The following is a 14942-nucleotide window of genomic DNA, read 5'->3' as shown; positions in this document are numbered from 1 at the left end:
CATGAACATGAGCACCAACAGCTACCTCGAGTACTACCTGTCGCTGCTGGCGTGGATCATCAACAACGGGATCTGGAACACGCTGGCGGACACCGGACTCTTTGCCGCGCCGTTTGGCGCGATCATCTTGCAGGAATGGTTGTCGGCCCGCCAACAGGGCGCCGACGAGGGCAACAAGGGCTTGCTGTCGATCCCCCGCGTCGAGAACCGCCTGTGGATGAGCTACGTCGTCATCCTGTTTGGCTGCATGCCGTTTTTCCCGTTGAACCTCTCCTCCGTGACCTTCGACGATGCGGCGAGCCAGCGCTGTGGGGTGTCGATGGCCAAGCCCACAGACACGGCCTGGGGCATGACCTTCAACACCATTGGCGAAAAATCCGCCAACGTGCCGGTGTGGTGGTACCTGGTGCATGCCATGAGCAAAGGCATCACCGCTGCAGCGACTGCGTCCATCCCCTGCGCACCCGACATCCGCGCGATGCGCATGGAGATCGACAGCTCACGGATCAACGATCAAGTGCTGCTACAGGAAGTCGCCGATTTCACCCGCGACTGCTATGGCTATTCGCGCTCGCGGCTGTTTACTAACCGCCCCGAGCTGGACGAATCGCAGAGCTACGATGCGTCCTGGATTGGCTCGACTTACCTACTCGACACGCCGGGCTATTACGACACGGATCGCTCGCGCACGCCCCGGGTTGATTGGCCATATGACGAGACGCGAGACACCTCCCTGCCCCGGTTGGACAACGGTGCGGGCTACCCAACCTGCAAGCAGTGGTGGAGCGATGCCACGGTCGGCTTGCGCGACCGCCTGGTCGCCGAGGTCGATCCAAACCTGCTCACGCAATTGCGCGGTTGGCTGACCGGACACAGCTCCACCGAAATCGAAAACGCTACCCTGCGTGAACTGGTGAGCCCGCGCCAGCAGTCATTGAGCATGGCGCCTGGCCAGGTGTTCCAGGACTATGGCAGCAGTGCCCGAGGTGGATCGTTGACACAGGGGCTCAACAACCTGGCCACCAACACCGGCCTGGCCTTGGGCTCGTTCAGCAATTTCCCGGCGATGAATGCGCTGCGTGCGGCACTGCCAATGGTGCAGGCCTTCCTGATCATGGGCACGATCATCAGCCTGCCGCTGGTGCTGCTGATCAGCACCTATCAGCTCAAAGCGCTGATGACGATTACCTTCGCGCTGTTCACCCTACACATGCTGACGTTTTGGTGGGAGCTGGCCCGCTGGATCGACTCGAGCATGCTCGACACGCTGTATCACCAGGTCTCTGTCACGGACCAGGCGCTTTTAACATTACCAACGGCAGGGTTCATGGATGGGACGGTCACCGCACAGGTGATCGAGTACGTGATGGGGGCGATGTTTTTGGTGCTCCCGATGTTCTTTCTGGGAACCATGAGTTGGGCGGGGTACAACGTTGGCAGCAACGTCCAGAGCCTTCTTACTCAAGGTGCAGAGAGTGCCAAACTCCAAGCTGGGAAGGGAACATCACAAGTTGTTGGAAGCGTACAAAAGCTCAAGTAATCAGTTAACGAAGTGATCCGTGTTCGTCGTACATTTCTGGATACTTGAAACGATGCTGAGGATGGCTAACCTCGAATACATCGGGCTCATCATCACTCGCTTCAATAGGCTGCGCGGCAAACGCCCATAGGGCTACCATTCCGACCGCCAGGAAGAATGCAACTGATGCAACAGCAAGCAAAAGAATCACCTTAACAATCTGCATACCGAGCCGGCGATACCCAAACGGCACGCTCGCCAACATCGGTGAATGCAGCACGCTGGCTTCTAGCTGATTCACCAATCGACCCGCGCGAGTTGCGGCACGAATCAAATACTTGCCGAAAGAAGTCCGGTTGGAGTTTGAAGACGCTGGAGTCGCCATTTTCCTATCTCCATTTACTTCACCGCACGTGCGGTCAAACCGCTTTAAACAATTTGGATCCAAGCCTTAGCTTACTCCTCTCACGCAGTTTTCCATGACCGTTGATCACTTGGTTTACGCTGCTGATCACCAGTGGCACCGCATGGATTGACGCAGTACGCCCCCCTGAAAATCTTCATTGACGCAATGCCGGCCCGCTTGATACACCGGACATGCAAGCGCTGGAATTCCAGCACCCCAGGTGGCCTCAACCTTCAAGGCCACGTCACTCCCGTGACGGTTGTCCCAAGGGCGATTAGCGTTCGGTGGCTCGCCCGGTTACCGCTCCCGCGGTGATGAGCGCTCTTTTACATCGGCCTCACTGAGCCCTGCTCCGTTGAAGCTCCTTTTCCATTTCCGTGCTGGGAATTCTTCCCGCATGGGTGGCATTCCTCCGCACTGCCTGGAGGGGTCAAAGACCACGGTGTCTACCTCATGTCCGAGTTCGGCGAAAGCAAATCCGACGGAAGTAGCCGCAAACACATTGCCTACGCCATGGGTTGCAACCCTGACGTCGACGACTTTGACGCCTGGTGGAATCGCGCTCGCAGTGAATTCGGTGGCGACGATTTTGCCGAGTACTTCGACCTTGATGATCCCGTTCTGGAAAGCCTACGCGGCACCGACGGGGCATTGGTGATTGAGGCCACATCCACGCACCTGTACATCGCTGCTGAGATTGCCCTGCCCGGGAAATCCTGACTGCTCTGGAGACACATGCGATGTTCCAGGGAAGCACGAATTTGTGCCTCTCTGGGACATCGCTCCTTTCAATCTCCACGCCAACAACAGCGAGCGATTCATCTGAAGTTTTGGGATGGAAAAACTTCGCTGGAAGCGGCTGGAAACTCGACCTGCAAGGCAGGCTGGATTAGGCGTTGACCCCACGAGCAAGCGCGTTTTAATGCCTGGACACGCCAAGTTTTCAGTGAGCGCGGTGGCGATGGAACTTACCCGGGATGCTCCTGGAGGCCATCGCTGGATCAGCTCCCGGGAGGCACCAGTGTCCAGGAATAACCGCTCCTTACCTGCCATTGTCCTGAGCCCAGGGGTATGGCAATTCATCGCCGAGGTTGGTACGGCTACTGACACAGTTGAGCAATCAGGACAGCGCTTGCAGACCGTATTGGGCATCGCTCTGGCTTCGGTAGATCACCACTTGCGCCAATCGCTCGACTTGCTACTCGATCAAGCTTCCCAGAGTGAATCACGCTCCTCGGCGTCAGTCACTCAGTTTCAGGTAACTCACATCACGCCAGAAACCGGCCCTGTTTTTCTTCATATCAGGTTGCCACATGAGATCGGTGTGGACATCTCATCGGCCTGAACGCCCACCCTACCACTGTCCACTTACCCCACCGGGAACCCTTCCCGGCCGGGCAGCGTTCCCCTTCCTTGACTGGAGAACGCCATGTCCGATATCTACCTGGACGTCACCAACAAGATCGTCAACGCTCTGAATCAGGGGGTGATCCCGTGGATCAAACCCTGGACCACTTCAGGCTCAAGTGTTGACGCACCTTTCCCCATTAACGCGATTACCCGGCGCCCCTATGCCGGTATCAACATTCCACTGCTATGGGCCGAAGCGCGTCTGCGCGGGTACCGCCAGGATCGCTGGCTCACCTACAACCAGGCACGGAAAGCCGGTGGGCATGTGCGCAAGGGCGAACAATCGACCCTCGCAGTGCTGTACAAACCCATGAGCAAGGAAGCACACGACGAAGACGGCCAGGTCGTCCGTGATGAGCAAGGTAACGTCAAGATGGTGCAGTTCGCACTGCTACGAACGCATTGCCTGTTCAACATCGAGCAGACCGAGGGACTACCCAACGACGAGCAGTACCACGACGAGGGTAAAGATCCGATGGCATTCATCGATCATGCACCTGCCGAGCGTCTGTTGGCCGCCAGCGGCGCACGCATCGAACACCGCTACGGGGATGACGCGTTTTATCTACCGATCCGGGATCTCATTCAATTGCCCACCAAGGCCCAGTTCGTGGACGTCGGCAGCTACTACGCGACCGCGCTGCATGAGCTGACGCACTGGTCGGGTCACCACGCCCGCCTCAACCGGGAAGGCATCACAGGCGGACACGCATTCGGCTCTGCGGCGTACGCCTTCGAGGAGTTGGTCGCGGAGATGGGCGCAGCGTTTCTCTGCGCCCTCACCGGCACCCAGGGCGAGTTACGCCATGAGGAGTACCTGGCGTCCTGGTTGAAGATCCTCAAGGAGGATAAGCGAGCCATCTTCCGCGCCAGTGGGCTGGCCCGTGAGGCTTCCGAGTACCTGTTGGCGCTGCAGTTGGATCAGGCCAGCGAGACGACCGAACGGCTCACGGCGTGACTTTTCACTTCAAATAGAAAGGCCCCAACCGGGGCCTTTGTTTTGCCTGCAACGCCGACCATCGGCCGCTGCAATTGAGCAAGCGATTACTGCAGCCAGCTCTCGACGACATCCGAGCCGTGCTCCTGCTTCCACTGCTTGAGGATCTTGTGATTGCCGCCCTTGGTTTCGACGATCTCGCCGCTGTGCGGGTGCTTGTAGCGTTTGACCTCACGCGGCTTGCGCTGAGCGGCGGTGGAGCTGGAAGTACTCACGCTTGCGCCCTTGGACGGGTCGAGAATGGTGATGACCTGGCGCAGGTTCATGCCGTACTCGATTTCCTGCTTCAGGCCGGAATCGTTTTTCATCGCGTCCAGCTGTTGAAGTTGAGCAGCCAGTTGAGCTTCCAGTGCTTTGAATTCGGCAAGTTTGGACATGTGAAATCTTTCCTAGGGATGCTCCGATCAACTTGGCGAGCGGCGGTGGAAAACCGTAATTTGTCAGCACACGGCGCTATTTCCTGAAAACGGCGTGATGCAGCGTGAGTTGAGAGCGTTTTTCGCCACGTTTCCCGTATTAAGCGCGCAACTCACCCATACCCATCAGTTGTTTTCGAGCCATCCACAGGTTCGACAGGGCAAACAGCGTGGTCAACTGAGCCGTGTTTTTCATCAGCCCACGAAAGCGTACTTTCACGTAACCAAACTGGCGTTTGATGACCCGAAACGGATGCTCAACCTTGGCGCGTGTCTGCGCTTTGCAGTACTCGATCTTGCGCTTGGTTTTGTACAGCAGGCTGCGTTTGTTCAGCTTGGAATACGTGCTGCGCCGAGCCGCGATTTGCCAGATCACGTTACGTTTTTCATGCTCATCACGCTTCTCGACACCGGTGTAGCCAGCGTCCGCATAAACCGCGTTTTCTTCCCCGTGGAGCAGTTCGGCGACTTGCGTGACATCGGCAATGTTGGCGGCGGTGCCATGGACGTGATGAACCAGTCCAGACTCAGAGTCAGCGCCGATATGCGCCTTCATACCGAAGAAATACTGGTTCCCTTTCTTTGTCTGATGCATTTCGGGATCGCGCTTGCCGTCTTTGTTCTTGGTCGAGCTGGGGGCATGAATAATGGTAGCGTCGACGATGGTGCCTTGGCGCAGCGACAGGCCTTTGTCCTGCAAATAACCGTTGATGATCGCGAGAATTGCAGGCGCCAGTTGATGCTTCTCCAGCAGGTGCCGGAAGTTCATGATCGTGGTGTCCTCCGGGATCGGTGCACTCAACGTCAGGCGTGCAAACTGGCGCATGGGGGTAATTTCGTAGAGCGCTTCTTCCATTGCCGGATCGCTCAGGGAGAACCAGTTCTGCAACAGATGAATCCGCAGCATGGTTTCCAGCGGGTAGGGTTTTCTACCACCACCGGCCTTGGGGTAGAACGGCTCGATTAGGCCCAACAGATCTGTCCAGGGTACGACCTGATCCATCTCAGCGAGGAAGCGTTCGCGGCGTGTCTGCTTGCGCTTGCCGGCATATTCGAAATCGGAAAAGCTCATCTGGCTCATGGGCGGCTCGGATCAGGTGGTCAGGCGTATTTCAGCACATTTGAAGACTTGTTCGGAGATTCCCTAGGGTTGGGGCATGTGCGGCGATATTACCTGAGGCACAACTACTAGCCGAGCGTTAACTGACTCTCCAGCTAACTTTTCATCCCTCAAAATGTGCACATATCCATGTGACTAATCAGTCCGGCAAGAACTGGCAAAGGTGCCCCACTAGTTCACGAGGTGCGGCACTGTTGCCGATCTTGAACAACATATCGCGCTGACTGCGTGGCAGCTGTTTCGCACAGCGCGTGGCGGCCGATCGAATGGCAGCATCGGTACCATGAATCCGGTCAGCCAGTAGCACGATCAAAATGGCATCGCTCAACGTCATCAGGCCACCTTCCTCGAAATAATGCCGGACAGTCTACCTCACAGGAAAAGGACAGGTCATTCCGGTACCACAGGTAACCCGATGCGCCAGGCTTCGAATTTTCGCGTTCGCGAAAAGGCTCAAGGCGTTAAAGGGTAACGGCGGCAATGGTAAGGGGGCACAAGGGTAAGAGGCCTATCCGAAAAGGCAAAAGGACCTTCTGAATACAAAGCAGGTAACCCGATGAAGCGCTGGTGGTTCAAGCATGAAAAAGGCAATGCTGCGGAGCCCATACTCGCTCCAGCGCCCGAGGGATTTCTCCTCCCACTACTCGCCGAATCCCTGCTCTGTGCCGACCACCGGAAAAAGTTGCTGCAGCGCATCTGGCAATACACGGCGCTCTCCGAGCCGCAGTTCAATCAGCTCTACCTTGACCCGATCCACCGCTACGCCAGCTATGTACAGCAACTCCCCGCCAGCGAAAGCCACCACCATGCCTATCCGGGCGGCATGCTGGACCATGGACTGGAACTGGTGGCCTGCAGTTTGAAGCTGCGCCAGTCGTACCTGCTACCCAGCGGCGCCGCACCGGAAGACCAGGCCGCCCAGGCCGACGCCTGGAGCGCGGCGATTGCCTACGGCGCCCTGCTTCACGACATTGGTAAGATTGCCGTCGACCTGCAGGTCGAGTATGAAAATGGTGAGGTGTGGCACCCCTGGCACGGTCCTCTGACCCTGCCCTACCGCTTTCGCTACGTAGCCGGCCGCGATTACAAGCTTCACGGCGCCGCCACCGGGCTGCTGTACACACAAGTTTTGACATCCCGTCAGCTTGACTGGCTCAGCAACTATCCAATCCTGTGGGGACACCTACTGTTCCTGCTGGCCAATCACTACGAGCACGCCGGCACCCTCGGGGAACTGGTGCTACAAGCTGACCGGGTCTCCACCGCGCAGAACATCGGCGCCAATCCCACCAAAGCCCTGCAGGCACCCAAACATTCGTTGCAGCATCACCTACTCACAGGCCTGCGTCACCTGGCCAAAAAAGAGTTCAAATTCAACCAGCCCGGCGCGGCTGGCTGGCTTACCCAAGACCATCTGTGGCTGGTCAGCAAGACCGCCACCGACAAACTGCGCGCTTACCTGCTCGCCCAGGCAGTGGATGGCATCCCCTCCTCCAACATTGCCTTGTTCGATGAGCTGCAGTCGCATGGACTGGTGGTAAGGGATCCATCATCCCCACATTCCAACCGTCCACCTGATTCCCGATGCTGTGCTCCCGATTTCTTTCTGGAGCCAGCCCGCCATGATGCGCCCCGACAGCAAAGTCGAAAAAGTCTACCTCTACCCCAAGCCCGTGGACTTTCGAAAGTCCATCGACGGCCTCACTGCCCTGGTCGAACTGGACATCAAGGTCGCCGTGTTCGACCCGGTACTTTTCGTCTTCCTCAATAAAGCCCGTAACCGCATCAAGGTGTTGTATTGGGAGCGCAACGGCTTCTGCCTTTGGCTCAAGCGCCTCGAAGCCGAGCGTTTCAAAACTTCACCCGACGCGACCGACGAAGCTATCGTACTGACCGTCCAGGAACTGAATTGGCTACTCGACGGTTTCGATCTCTGGCGCAACCGTCCGCATCAGGTTTTGACTCCTCGTTTCGTCGCCTGACCGGGTATAATCCGGGCCATGATTTCAGTGCCCGATAACCTTCCTGACGACCCTGCCGCGCTCAAACTACTGCTTGCGCAGTTGTTGGCCGAGCGCACGGTCGACAAAGGTCAGATCGTCGACCTTAAAGAACAGGTCAAGCTGCTGCGTGACCGATTATTCAATCGCAAGTCCGAGCAAACCGTCGAGTCCAACACGCCCCAACTGGCGTTGTTCAATGAACCCGAAAGTCAGTGGGTACCTACCGCTGATGATGCCGACGAAGAAGTTGTTGCGCCAAGCAAGCAGCGCGGCAAACGCAAGCCACTGTCGGCTGACCTGCCACGCATTGAAGTCATTCATGACTTGCCCGAGCACGAACTGACTTGCGCCTGTGGTTGCCGCAAACACGTGGTTGGCGAGCAAACCAGCGAACAACTCGACATCGTGCCGATGCAGATCCGTGTGCTTAAACACGTACGCAAAATCTATGGCTGCCGTGGCTGCGAAACCGCGCCGGTCACCGCTGACAAGCCGGCCCAATTGATTGAAAAGAGCATGGCCAGTCCCAGCGTGCTGGCGATGTTGCTAACCACCAAGTACGTCGATGGCCTGCCGCTGCACCGCTTCGAAACGGTGCTGAACCGACATGGTATCGAGATCCCCCGGCAAACCCTGGCCCGCTGGGTCATCCAGTGCAGCGAACACTTTCAGCCACTGCTGAACCTGATGCGTGACCGCCTGCTGGAAAGCCCGGTGATCCATTGCGATGAAACTCGCGTGCAGGTGCTCAAAGAGCCGGATCGTGATCCGACCAGTCAATCCTGGATGTGGGTGCAGGCCAGTGGCCCGCCTGATCGACAAGTCGTGCTGTTCGATTACACCACCAGCCGCGCGCAGGAGGTGCCGCTGCGCCTGCTGGAGGGCTATCGCGGTTACGTGATGACCGATGATTACGCCGGTTACAACGCGTTGGCGCTACAGCCGGGCGTTGAACGACTGGCGTGCATGGCGCATGTCCGGCGTAAATTCGTCGAAGCGCAGAAGGTGCAGCCTAAGGGCAAGAGCGGTCGCGCCGATGTTGCGCTGACGATGATCAACAAACTGTATGGCATCGAACGCGACCTCAAGGATGCCAGCGATGAACAGCGATTCATCGGTCGTCAGGAACGAAGCCTGCCGATCCTTGAGCAGTTGAAAAGTTGGCTCGACAAGACGCACTCACAGGTGACACCGCAAAGCGTACTGGGCAAGGCGGTGCTTTACCTGGCAAACAACTGGAACCGCCTGGAGCGGTATGTCGAGGCGGGCCACCTGCCGATCGACAACAACCTGGCAGAGCGGGCCATAAAGCCGTTTGTGATCGGGCGCAAAGCTTGGCTGTTCAGTGACACGCCCAAGGGAGCCACGGCTAGCGCGCAGATCTACAGCTTGGTCGAAACCGCCAAGGTCAACGGCCAAGAGCCCTATACGTGGCTGCGCCACGTCCTGGAGCGACTGCCGCACGCCTCATCGGTAGCAGACTACGAAGCGCTGCTGCCATGGAACTGTTCGCCAGAGATGCCACGGTAACTTTGGCTTCCACCTTGTGGTAGGTGGGGTTCATGGATCGGTTACGACTGGTGGATGTGACACCAGAGGGCAAAGCGGTGTGGAGCGCCACCGTTTCAGAGGATGACTGGCAACATCGCTTTACCTTTCTTCGCCTGCAGCCGAGCCTGATCTGGGCCAATGAGCCGAGGCCAGATTACTTTAGCGGCACGGTAGAGCCGATGATGGATGGCCCACTACCGACCAGCGAAACCAACGAGTCGGCCCCGGATCAGCCGCCTGCAACACCAGAAGCAAAACAAGCCGGCGCCGTGCTGCAGAATCAGGAATTCGACTACCTCGACGACCTTATGGACATGTTGCAAGTGCAGGGCGAACGCGAGAGTGGATCAGCTGTTGAGATGGCTCAATCTGCCACTCCTCCACCACAGTATTCCGTGGGGCAGGCCTTTATCGAGTGGCTGCGCGAGGGAGTTAACAGTCATCGCTTAGTGATCAACGACAGTAAGGCCAAGGTCCATACGGTGGACGGTACTTTCTTCCTGGTCACACCGGGCATTTTCCAGCGCTATGCTGCCGAGCAACCGGAGCAGTCTGATGGAAGCAACCAGATCGAGCATTGGCGGCGCGTTCAGCGTCAATTTGAGAAACTGGGCATTCATCGGAAAAGGTCTAATGGGCAAAACATTTGGGCTTGCACTGTGAGAGGTCCTCGCAAAACGAACATTCTGAATGGATACTTACTGAACAGCTCAACAGATATTTTCGCTGCCCTGCCTGCGGATAATTCACATCTCGTACTGGTCAAGTAACTCCAACCTGCATCTAGCCACTTAAACAGATCCAAAATTATGGATTCTCGATGGAATCGTCATTGCAACTAATGACTCCCGCAAAACTATCGAGATCCAACAAGGGGACTTTAGCATTGCCTTATCTCCAGGCCATGAGAATGACAAAAACGCATTCAAAATTATCAAAAAATAAAGACATCACCACAGACAACCCCACAGATCAACCTCTATATTCGAGTAGCATCAGCGACTCGTGCACGCAAAGCCGAGGCCATACCCTGATAATAATTTTTCAAATCCGGATCCTTGTCTAGATCCGTATACTGAAAATGCTCAGCGACCAATACATCCGCCATTTCTCTATTCAGATTTTTTTGACCTGTAACATCACGAAAACACTCACAAAAAATCCCATACAAAAATTTTGCCCACAACTTACCGTAACAGTCGCGGGCTGCCACAACCCTATCGCAACCACTAAACTGAAATTTTTCCACTCTACCCGACTTAATGGTGCCAATTAACTTCCTAAAAGATTCTTTCTTGACTCTATATCTATTAGAATCACGAACATCAACATACGCCCAGAATTTTTCACGATGAATTCCCTGCACCCTTTTTAGCGAGCAGAGCACATCTACAAAAATCAACCTATTGAAATCCACCAAAAAATTACGACACTTAACTCTAATCACTTCTGCAGCTTCAGCACTAACGCCTTTCACAGAAATTCTCTCAAGCTTAGAGATAATAGCTTCAGCTTGCCAAGCATCGTTCTCCCAGCTGTAACCATATGTATAGAGAACAAACGGATGATCAATCAAACAATGGCGATGATGATCATGATCTCTATCCATAGCCACTATGGTATTGGATATTTTTGATGCGGCAACATCTTGAGCATAAGGCAATAAATTATCCTTTGAGCCAAGAGGTCTAATTTCATAACTCAGACCTGGTAAAAATCGTGAAAAAAATCCTTTCCAAAAAACCGCATCAATTGAACAGTCGCTTTGTTTTTTCTCTTTATTGAACTCGCCACCCTCTGTATAGACCACCATACTGACGCCCAAAAACGCAGGCAAATTCGATCGACCTGACACAGTTCTTGTAAATGTCATTTCACGCAGCGATCCATGTGAATCAAACGATCTTGGTTGGCCCCGACCACATCAGGGGAATGGGTAGCGAAGACAATCTGAGCGGCAGGATTAAGGCTTTTTATATTTTTTGCCAAACTTTCTTGCCAAGCTACGTGAAGCGAAATCTCAGGCTCATCTGCCATATATATAAAGCTTTGACCTTCCTGCAGCAAAGCCTCACCAAGAATAACGATGATCTGCTTTTCCCCAGAAGAAAGCTGGGAGGGCTTCAAAATTTTTCCAGATTCAGTCTTAATCACTAACTCATTACGCTCATTGAGCGAAATGGTTTTCTTCAAAAGCAATTTATTCAGTATAGCTAAGAAAAGATCCCGAGAAGAAACAATCCGATTTTTCTCTTTGGTGATACCCTCCCAGACATCCACGGTACTTTCGATTCTGTGCAGGGAGAAAATCGCCATAAAGTCGGCCGGTTTGAGATCTGTACTTTTACCCCATCGCCCTCGGAGATCCTCCAGCATACCAAAATGTCCATCTAGCTTCTTTTGGTAACTTCTTTTGTCCAACTTAAATTCAGAAAATATTTGTAGGAGTGCCTGCTTTTCACTGTCGACCTTCTCACGCCCAGGAAGGGCTGCCACCTTGTCATTCTCCTTGACCAGCAAAGATAAGAATACATGTTCTTGAAAACGCTCATGCAGAGCATTCACCTGCTTACTCAAAGAGGAAAGGTATCTAACCAATCGATTCGAGAAATCATCCAACCTCAAATCAACCGGATCATTTCCACCTGGCCCCTTCAGCGAAGCGGCTCGCTGAACAGATAGCCAAGTCAAAGACACCATTTCAGAGAGATGCTTTGCTAGAGTACGGCTCGCGGCAGTACTCCCAGCTAACTGAGCTCTTATAAAAAACGAGCCCTTGCTAACCGTATCATAACCATCCACATCACTCAAAACATACGCATAGGGTTTTTCAGTAGAAGACTCTACAATCTTATAATCACAATGAAAGAATGGCACCCCAAGATTTTTAACTACTTCAATATATGGTTTTCGCTTGGAGCGTGGATCCTTCAAATTTATACGAACCGACTCAAAGTCAAGCTCAGAGAGGTAATCTTTGTCAGCGCGAAGAACGCCAGAGATTATTTTGAGCGTAGTGGATTTACCTGAACCATTTGGACCGATGAGGAAATTCAAATCCTCGCTTGCTTTGAAGGATACTTCGTGATTCCCCCAAAAACCTTTAATCATCACACTATCAATGAGATTCATAGCTTCCTACTATTTACAGGTCCGGTGGGCACAATGATGGCACAGCTTAGGCTTTGATGCATTACCTCCAAGACTGCTTAGGCCCCTATAGAGGCGTCTCGACCGGGTACCTAGATCCCCATACCTCTACCTCGCCGACGCGTTGATCGGTTGTGACGGACGGACCTTAGCCAAAAGCGAGGTAAATCGGCGCAGTTCGCCGAAGCTTAACGAAAGCCTAAAGCAACAGCGAGGAGTTCGCCCGCGACCATTTCCAGGCTTACGTTTCAAATACTGATGCTGAAGCCCTGAGGCTGGACTGAAAGCTAAAGCTGAAACCCACGAAAAGTGAGACCGAGTCAGGACTTCGGATGTGGATAGCCCGGGTGCTCGTTAAGGCAACGATGGTCAGCCCGGTCCAGAGGCGTTAACCGACCCAAAGCAGATGTTGATCAGAGACTTCATGTTGTCAGCGTAGGCGCCATAACCGATTTTAGCCGCCCAGCTTCCAGATCCGCGAAACACCTGTGGGAGTCGCGCTTGCAGGCGATGGGCCGAGCAGCGGCGCTAACATCCGGAAGTCCGCAATGGGGTCAAAAACAGACACTCAGCAGGACGCTTCATCTTCCGCGCAACTGCCAATCAGTGAACAGTTCCGCCGCCGTGGCCAAAGGCTTTCATTTGATAGTCGGTTACAGCTTGGAACAGAGACTCAGCTATCAGGCGTAATCTTTCCACCTCTATCGCAGGCGCGCCGGTATCCTGAGCTTCGTGGTAACGGCGCATTGCCTCAATTGCCTCGGTGTAGGCTGGGTGGTCGGGCGGCAAAAACTTCGACTGTTTGGGCATCAGTGCCTCGATATCAGTGAATTGATTCAGACAGACTGCCGGCTTCAAGCACCTGGAAATCCACTACCGCGTGATAAACGGAGTCAGCCAACACTCTAAGCCGCTCGATTGTCTCTGGAGATGCCCCGTTATCTTGCGCGGCCTGATGCGCCCTTATCGCATCAAGGGCTTCGCGCAGTAGCGGCTCGCCGGCTTTGGCCATGCCTTCCAAGGTTCGCTTCATGCTCTGCCCATTCTGCTACGTTGATCCATCATAGGACGATAGCGACGGTCTGATGGCCGGCATCGATCCAAGGCCTTGTGTTTAGCAGTTCAGGCCTCATCGCGGCAAACCGGTTCCCATAGGAATATCACCAGCTTCCAGACCTGCGCCAGCCTCTGTGAGAGCCGCGCGTATCGGCGATGTGTCGCGAAGCGACCCCAATATTCAGGCGCCGGGTCGATAGCTGCCGGCAAGAGCCAAGCATACCTAGGCTGCCTTGGAAAAATCGCTCCCTTCCAAACGTGAGTTGCTAGGCCATATGTCCATCACAATCCGCAGCAAACCAGCATAAGCCACACTAAAAATGGGGGACCAGATGGGGGACCAAAAACACACAGGCACAAAAAAGCCCCGAAAAATCAGGGCTTTAATGAGAATTAGTGGCGGAAGCGTAGAGATTCGAACTCTAGGATAGTTGCCCATCGACGGTTTTCAAGACCGTTGCCTTAAACCACTCGGCCACGCTTCCAGCTCGTTTTGCGGCCGCCATAATACCTTAATGAAACACGCTGTCAAACTCTCTGTGTCGCGGGTTGCAGGAGCTCTGATAGACTCCTAGCATCTGAACGTCCGAAACCACAGGTTTACCAAGGAGTGTCGCCATGCGCGAACAGGATTACGCCGTCCACCACGGCCAGCAGGTCGAGCAGCAGGAGATCAGCAAGGTCCTGCGCAACACGTACAGCCTGCTGGCGCTTACCCTCGCCTTCAGCGGTGTCATGGCTTTCGTTGCCCAGCAGATGCGCGTCGGCTACCCGAACGTGTTCGTGGTGCTAATCGGCTTCTACGGGCTGTTCTTCCTTACCAACAAACTGCGTGATTCGGCCTGGGGCCTGGTGTCCACCTTCGCGCTCACCGGTTTCATGGGCTTCATCCTCGGCCCGATCCTCAACCGTTACCTGGGCATGGCCGGTGGCGCCGAGGTAGTGAGCTCCGCGTTTGCCATGACTGCGCTGGTGTTTGGTGGTCTGTCGGCCTACGTGCTGATCACCCGCAAGGACATGAGCTTCCTGAGTGGCTTCATCACTGCGGGCTTCTTCGTTCTGCTGGGTGCTGTCGTTGCCAGCTTCTTCTTCCAGATCAGCGGCCTGCAACTGGCTATCAGCGCTGGCTTCGTGCTGTTCTCGTCGGTCTGCATCCTGTTCCAGACCAGCGCGATCATTCATGGTGGCGAACGTAACTACATCATGGCAACCATCAGCCTGTATGTGTCGATCTACAACCTGTTTGTCAGCCTGCTGCAATTGTTTGGCATCATGGGTCGTGACGACTGATTGATTGCTGTACCGCAAGAAGCC

15 protein-coding genes, 1 tRNA gene and 2 pseudogenes are annotated in these 14942 nt (G+C 54.7%); 9 read left to right on the top strand and 9 right to left on the bottom strand.

Annotated elements, in window-relative coordinates:
- Position 1: 1 nt before the first annotated feature.
- Entirely contained in the window at positions 2-1540 is a 1539-nt protein-coding gene (locus tag LU682_RS10170) for a conjugal transfer protein TraG N-terminal domain-containing protein (RefSeq protein WP_016488098.1), read from the top strand.
- 4 nt (positions 1541-1544) lie between these two features.
- Here LU682_RS10170 and LU682_RS10165 read toward each other — a convergent pair whose 3' ends face one another.
- Positions 1545-1904 (bottom strand): hypothetical protein, encoded by a 360-nt coding sequence (locus LU682_RS10165; RefSeq protein ID WP_016488099.1) that lies wholly within the window; start codon positions 1902-1904, stop codon positions 1545-1547.
- A 438-nt stretch (positions 1905-2342) separates the two neighbouring features.
- Between LU682_RS10165 and LU682_RS10160 the strand changes: the two genes are divergently transcribed.
- The 3 genes from LU682_RS10160 to LU682_RS10150 all read left to right on the top strand — a co-directional run bounded on the left by LU682_RS10160 (position 2343) and on the right by LU682_RS10150 (position 4293).
- Entirely contained in the window at positions 2343-2645 is a 303-nt protein-coding gene (locus LU682_RS10160) for a DUF3085 domain-containing protein (protein ID WP_200867647.1), read from the top strand.
- Positions 2646-2760: 115 nt separating this feature from the next.
- Positions 2761-3270 (top strand): hypothetical protein, encoded by a 510-nt coding sequence (locus LU682_RS10155; protein WP_139139547.1) that lies wholly within the window; start codon positions 2761-2763, stop codon positions 3268-3270.
- Between the two features lie 84 nt (positions 3271-3354).
- Positions 3355-4293 carry an ArdC family protein gene (locus LU682_RS10150; RefSeq protein ID WP_016488101.1) on the top strand — a complete coding sequence of 313 codons (939 nt, stop codon included), beginning with the start codon at positions 3355-3357 and terminating at the stop codon, positions 4291-4293.
- Between the two features lie 86 nt (positions 4294-4379).
- Here the strand turns inward: LU682_RS10150 and LU682_RS10145 are convergent, their stop codons facing one another.
- The 3 genes from LU682_RS10145 to LU682_RS10135 all read right to left on the bottom strand — a co-directional run bounded on the left by LU682_RS10145 (position 4380) and on the right by LU682_RS10135 (position 6202).
- Positions 4380-4709 carry a histone-like nucleoid-structuring protein, MvaT/MvaU family gene (locus tag LU682_RS10145; RefSeq protein ID WP_016488102.1) on the bottom strand — a complete coding sequence of 110 codons (330 nt, stop codon included), beginning with the start codon at positions 4707-4709 and terminating at the stop codon, positions 4380-4382.
- 139 nt (positions 4710-4848) lie between these two features.
- Positions 4849-5829, bottom strand: a complete 981-nt coding sequence (locus LU682_RS10140) for an IS5 family transposase (protein ID WP_232857675.1) — start codon at positions 5827-5829, stop codon at positions 4849-4851.
- A gap of 178 nt (positions 5830-6007) precedes the next feature.
- On the bottom strand, positions 6008-6202 hold the full coding sequence (locus LU682_RS10135; RefSeq protein ID WP_016488103.1) for a DUF7740 domain-containing protein: 195 nt from the start codon (positions 6200-6202) through the stop codon (positions 6008-6010).
- Between the two features lie 222 nt (positions 6203-6424).
- Here LU682_RS10135 and mobH point away from each other — a divergent pair.
- The 4 genes and pseudogenes from mobH to LU682_RS10115 all read left to right on the top strand — a co-directional run.
- A pseudogene (mobH, locus tag LU682_RS10130) lies at positions 6425-7417 on the top strand (MobH family relaxase); the annotation flags it as partial.
- Between the two features lie 73 nt (positions 7418-7490).
- Positions 7491-7850, top strand: coding sequence for an IS66 family insertion sequence element accessory protein TnpB (tnpB, locus tag LU682_RS10125; protein ID WP_009687920.1), 360 nt, complete (start codon positions 7491-7493; stop codon positions 7848-7850).
- Positions 7851-7868: 18 nt separating this feature from the next.
- Positions 7869-9401 (top strand): IS66-like element ISPpu15 family transposase, encoded by a 1533-nt coding sequence (locus tag LU682_RS10120; RefSeq protein ID WP_010951895.1) that lies wholly within the window; start codon positions 7869-7871, stop codon positions 9399-9401.
- Positions 9402-9448: 47 nt separating this feature from the next.
- Positions 9449-10192: pseudogene (locus LU682_RS10115) on the top strand (conjugal transfer nickase/helicase domain-containing protein); the annotation flags it as partial.
- A 209-nt stretch (positions 10193-10401) separates the two neighbouring features.
- On the opposite strand, the gene LU682_RS10110 reads toward LU682_RS10115, so the two are convergent.
- The 5 genes from LU682_RS10110 to LU682_RS10090 all read right to left on the bottom strand — a co-directional run bounded on the left by LU682_RS10110 (position 10402) and on the right by LU682_RS10090 (position 14113).
- Positions 10402-11295, bottom strand: a complete 894-nt coding sequence (locus LU682_RS10110) for a DUF4435 domain-containing protein (protein ID WP_139139546.1) — start codon at positions 11293-11295, stop codon at positions 10402-10404.
- Positions 11292-12554 carry an AAA family ATPase gene (locus tag LU682_RS10105; protein ID WP_060477766.1) on the bottom strand — a complete coding sequence of 421 codons (1263 nt, stop codon included), beginning with the start codon at positions 12552-12554 and terminating at the stop codon, positions 11292-11294. Before LU682_RS10105 ends, LU682_RS10110 begins: the two co-directional genes overlap by 4 nt.
- Before the next feature lie 621 nt (positions 12555-13175).
- A complete protein-coding gene (locus LU682_RS10100; protein ID WP_054892259.1) occupies positions 13176-13382 on the bottom strand; it encodes a hypothetical protein in 207 nt (68 codons plus the stop codon).
- Between the two features lie 13 nt (positions 13383-13395).
- On the bottom strand, positions 13396-13605 hold the full coding sequence (locus tag LU682_RS10095) for a hypothetical protein (RefSeq protein WP_016488107.1): 210 nt from the start codon (positions 13603-13605) through the stop codon (positions 13396-13398).
- A gap of 420 nt (positions 13606-14025) precedes the next feature.
- A tRNA-Ser gene (locus LU682_RS10090) sits at positions 14026-14113 on the bottom strand.
- 133 nt (positions 14114-14246) lie between these two features.
- Here LU682_RS10090 and LU682_RS10085 point away from each other — a divergent pair.
- A complete protein-coding gene (locus tag LU682_RS10085; RefSeq protein ID WP_003251184.1) occupies positions 14247-14918 on the top strand; it encodes a Bax inhibitor-1/YccA family protein in 672 nt (223 codons plus the stop codon).
- The last annotated feature ends 24 nt before the right edge of the window (positions 14919-14942 follow it).

It is taken from the genome of Pseudomonas alloputida, assembly GCF_021283545.2.
GTDB lineage: Bacteria > Pseudomonadota > Gammaproteobacteria > Pseudomonadales > Pseudomonadaceae > Aquipseudomonas > Aquipseudomonas alloputida.
Note: the sequence above shows the minus strand (reverse complement) of the source record. Positions and strands in the feature narration are given on the sequence as shown.

Bases quoted from the DNA above. Each gene is read 5' to 3' on its own strand.
- LU682_RS10170 (WP_016488098.1), top strand. From the start codon at position 2: ATGAACATGAGCACCAACAGCTACCTCGAGTACTACCTGTCGCTGCTG.
- LU682_RS10165 (WP_016488099.1), bottom strand. From the start codon at position 1,904: ATGGCGACTCCAGCGTCTTCAAACTCCAACCGGACTTCTTTCGGCAAG.
- LU682_RS10155 (WP_139139547.1), top strand. From the start codon at position 2,761: ATGGAAAAACTTCGCTGGAAGCGGCTGGAAACTCGACCTGCAAGGCAG.
- LU682_RS10150 (WP_016488101.1), top strand. From the start codon at position 3,355: ATGTCCGATATCTACCTGGACGTCACCAACAAGATCGTCAACGCTCTG.
- LU682_RS10145 (WP_016488102.1), bottom strand. From the start codon at position 4,709: ATGTCCAAACTTGCCGAATTCAAAGCACTGGAAGCTCAACTGGCTGCT.
- LU682_RS10140 (WP_232857675.1), bottom strand. From the start codon at position 5,829: ATGAGCCAGATGAGCTTTTCCGATTTCGAATATGCCGGCAAGCGCAAG.
- LU682_RS10135 (WP_016488103.1), bottom strand. From the start codon at position 6,202: ATGACGTTGAGCGATGCCATTTTGATCGTGCTACTGGCTGACCGGATT.
- tnpB (WP_009687920.1), top strand. From the start codon at position 7,491: ATGATGCGCCCCGACAGCAAAGTCGAAAAAGTCTACCTCTACCCCAAG.
- LU682_RS10120 (WP_010951895.1), top strand. From the start codon at position 7,869: ATGATTTCAGTGCCCGATAACCTTCCTGACGACCCTGCCGCGCTCAAA.
- LU682_RS10110 (WP_139139546.1), bottom strand. From the start codon at position 11,295: ATGACATTTACAAGAACTGTGTCAGGTCGATCGAATTTGCCTGCGTTT.
- LU682_RS10105 (WP_060477766.1), bottom strand. From the start codon at position 12,554: ATGAATCTCATTGATAGTGTGATGATTAAAGGTTTTTGGGGGAATCAC.
- LU682_RS10100 (WP_054892259.1), bottom strand. From the start codon at position 13,382: ATGCCCAAACAGTCGAAGTTTTTGCCGCCCGACCACCCAGCCTACACC.
- LU682_RS10095 (WP_016488107.1), bottom strand. From the start codon at position 13,605: ATGAAGCGAACCTTGGAAGGCATGGCCAAAGCCGGCGAGCCGCTACTG.
- LU682_RS10085 (WP_003251184.1), top strand. From the start codon at position 14,247: ATGCGCGAACAGGATTACGCCGTCCACCACGGCCAGCAGGTCGAGCAG.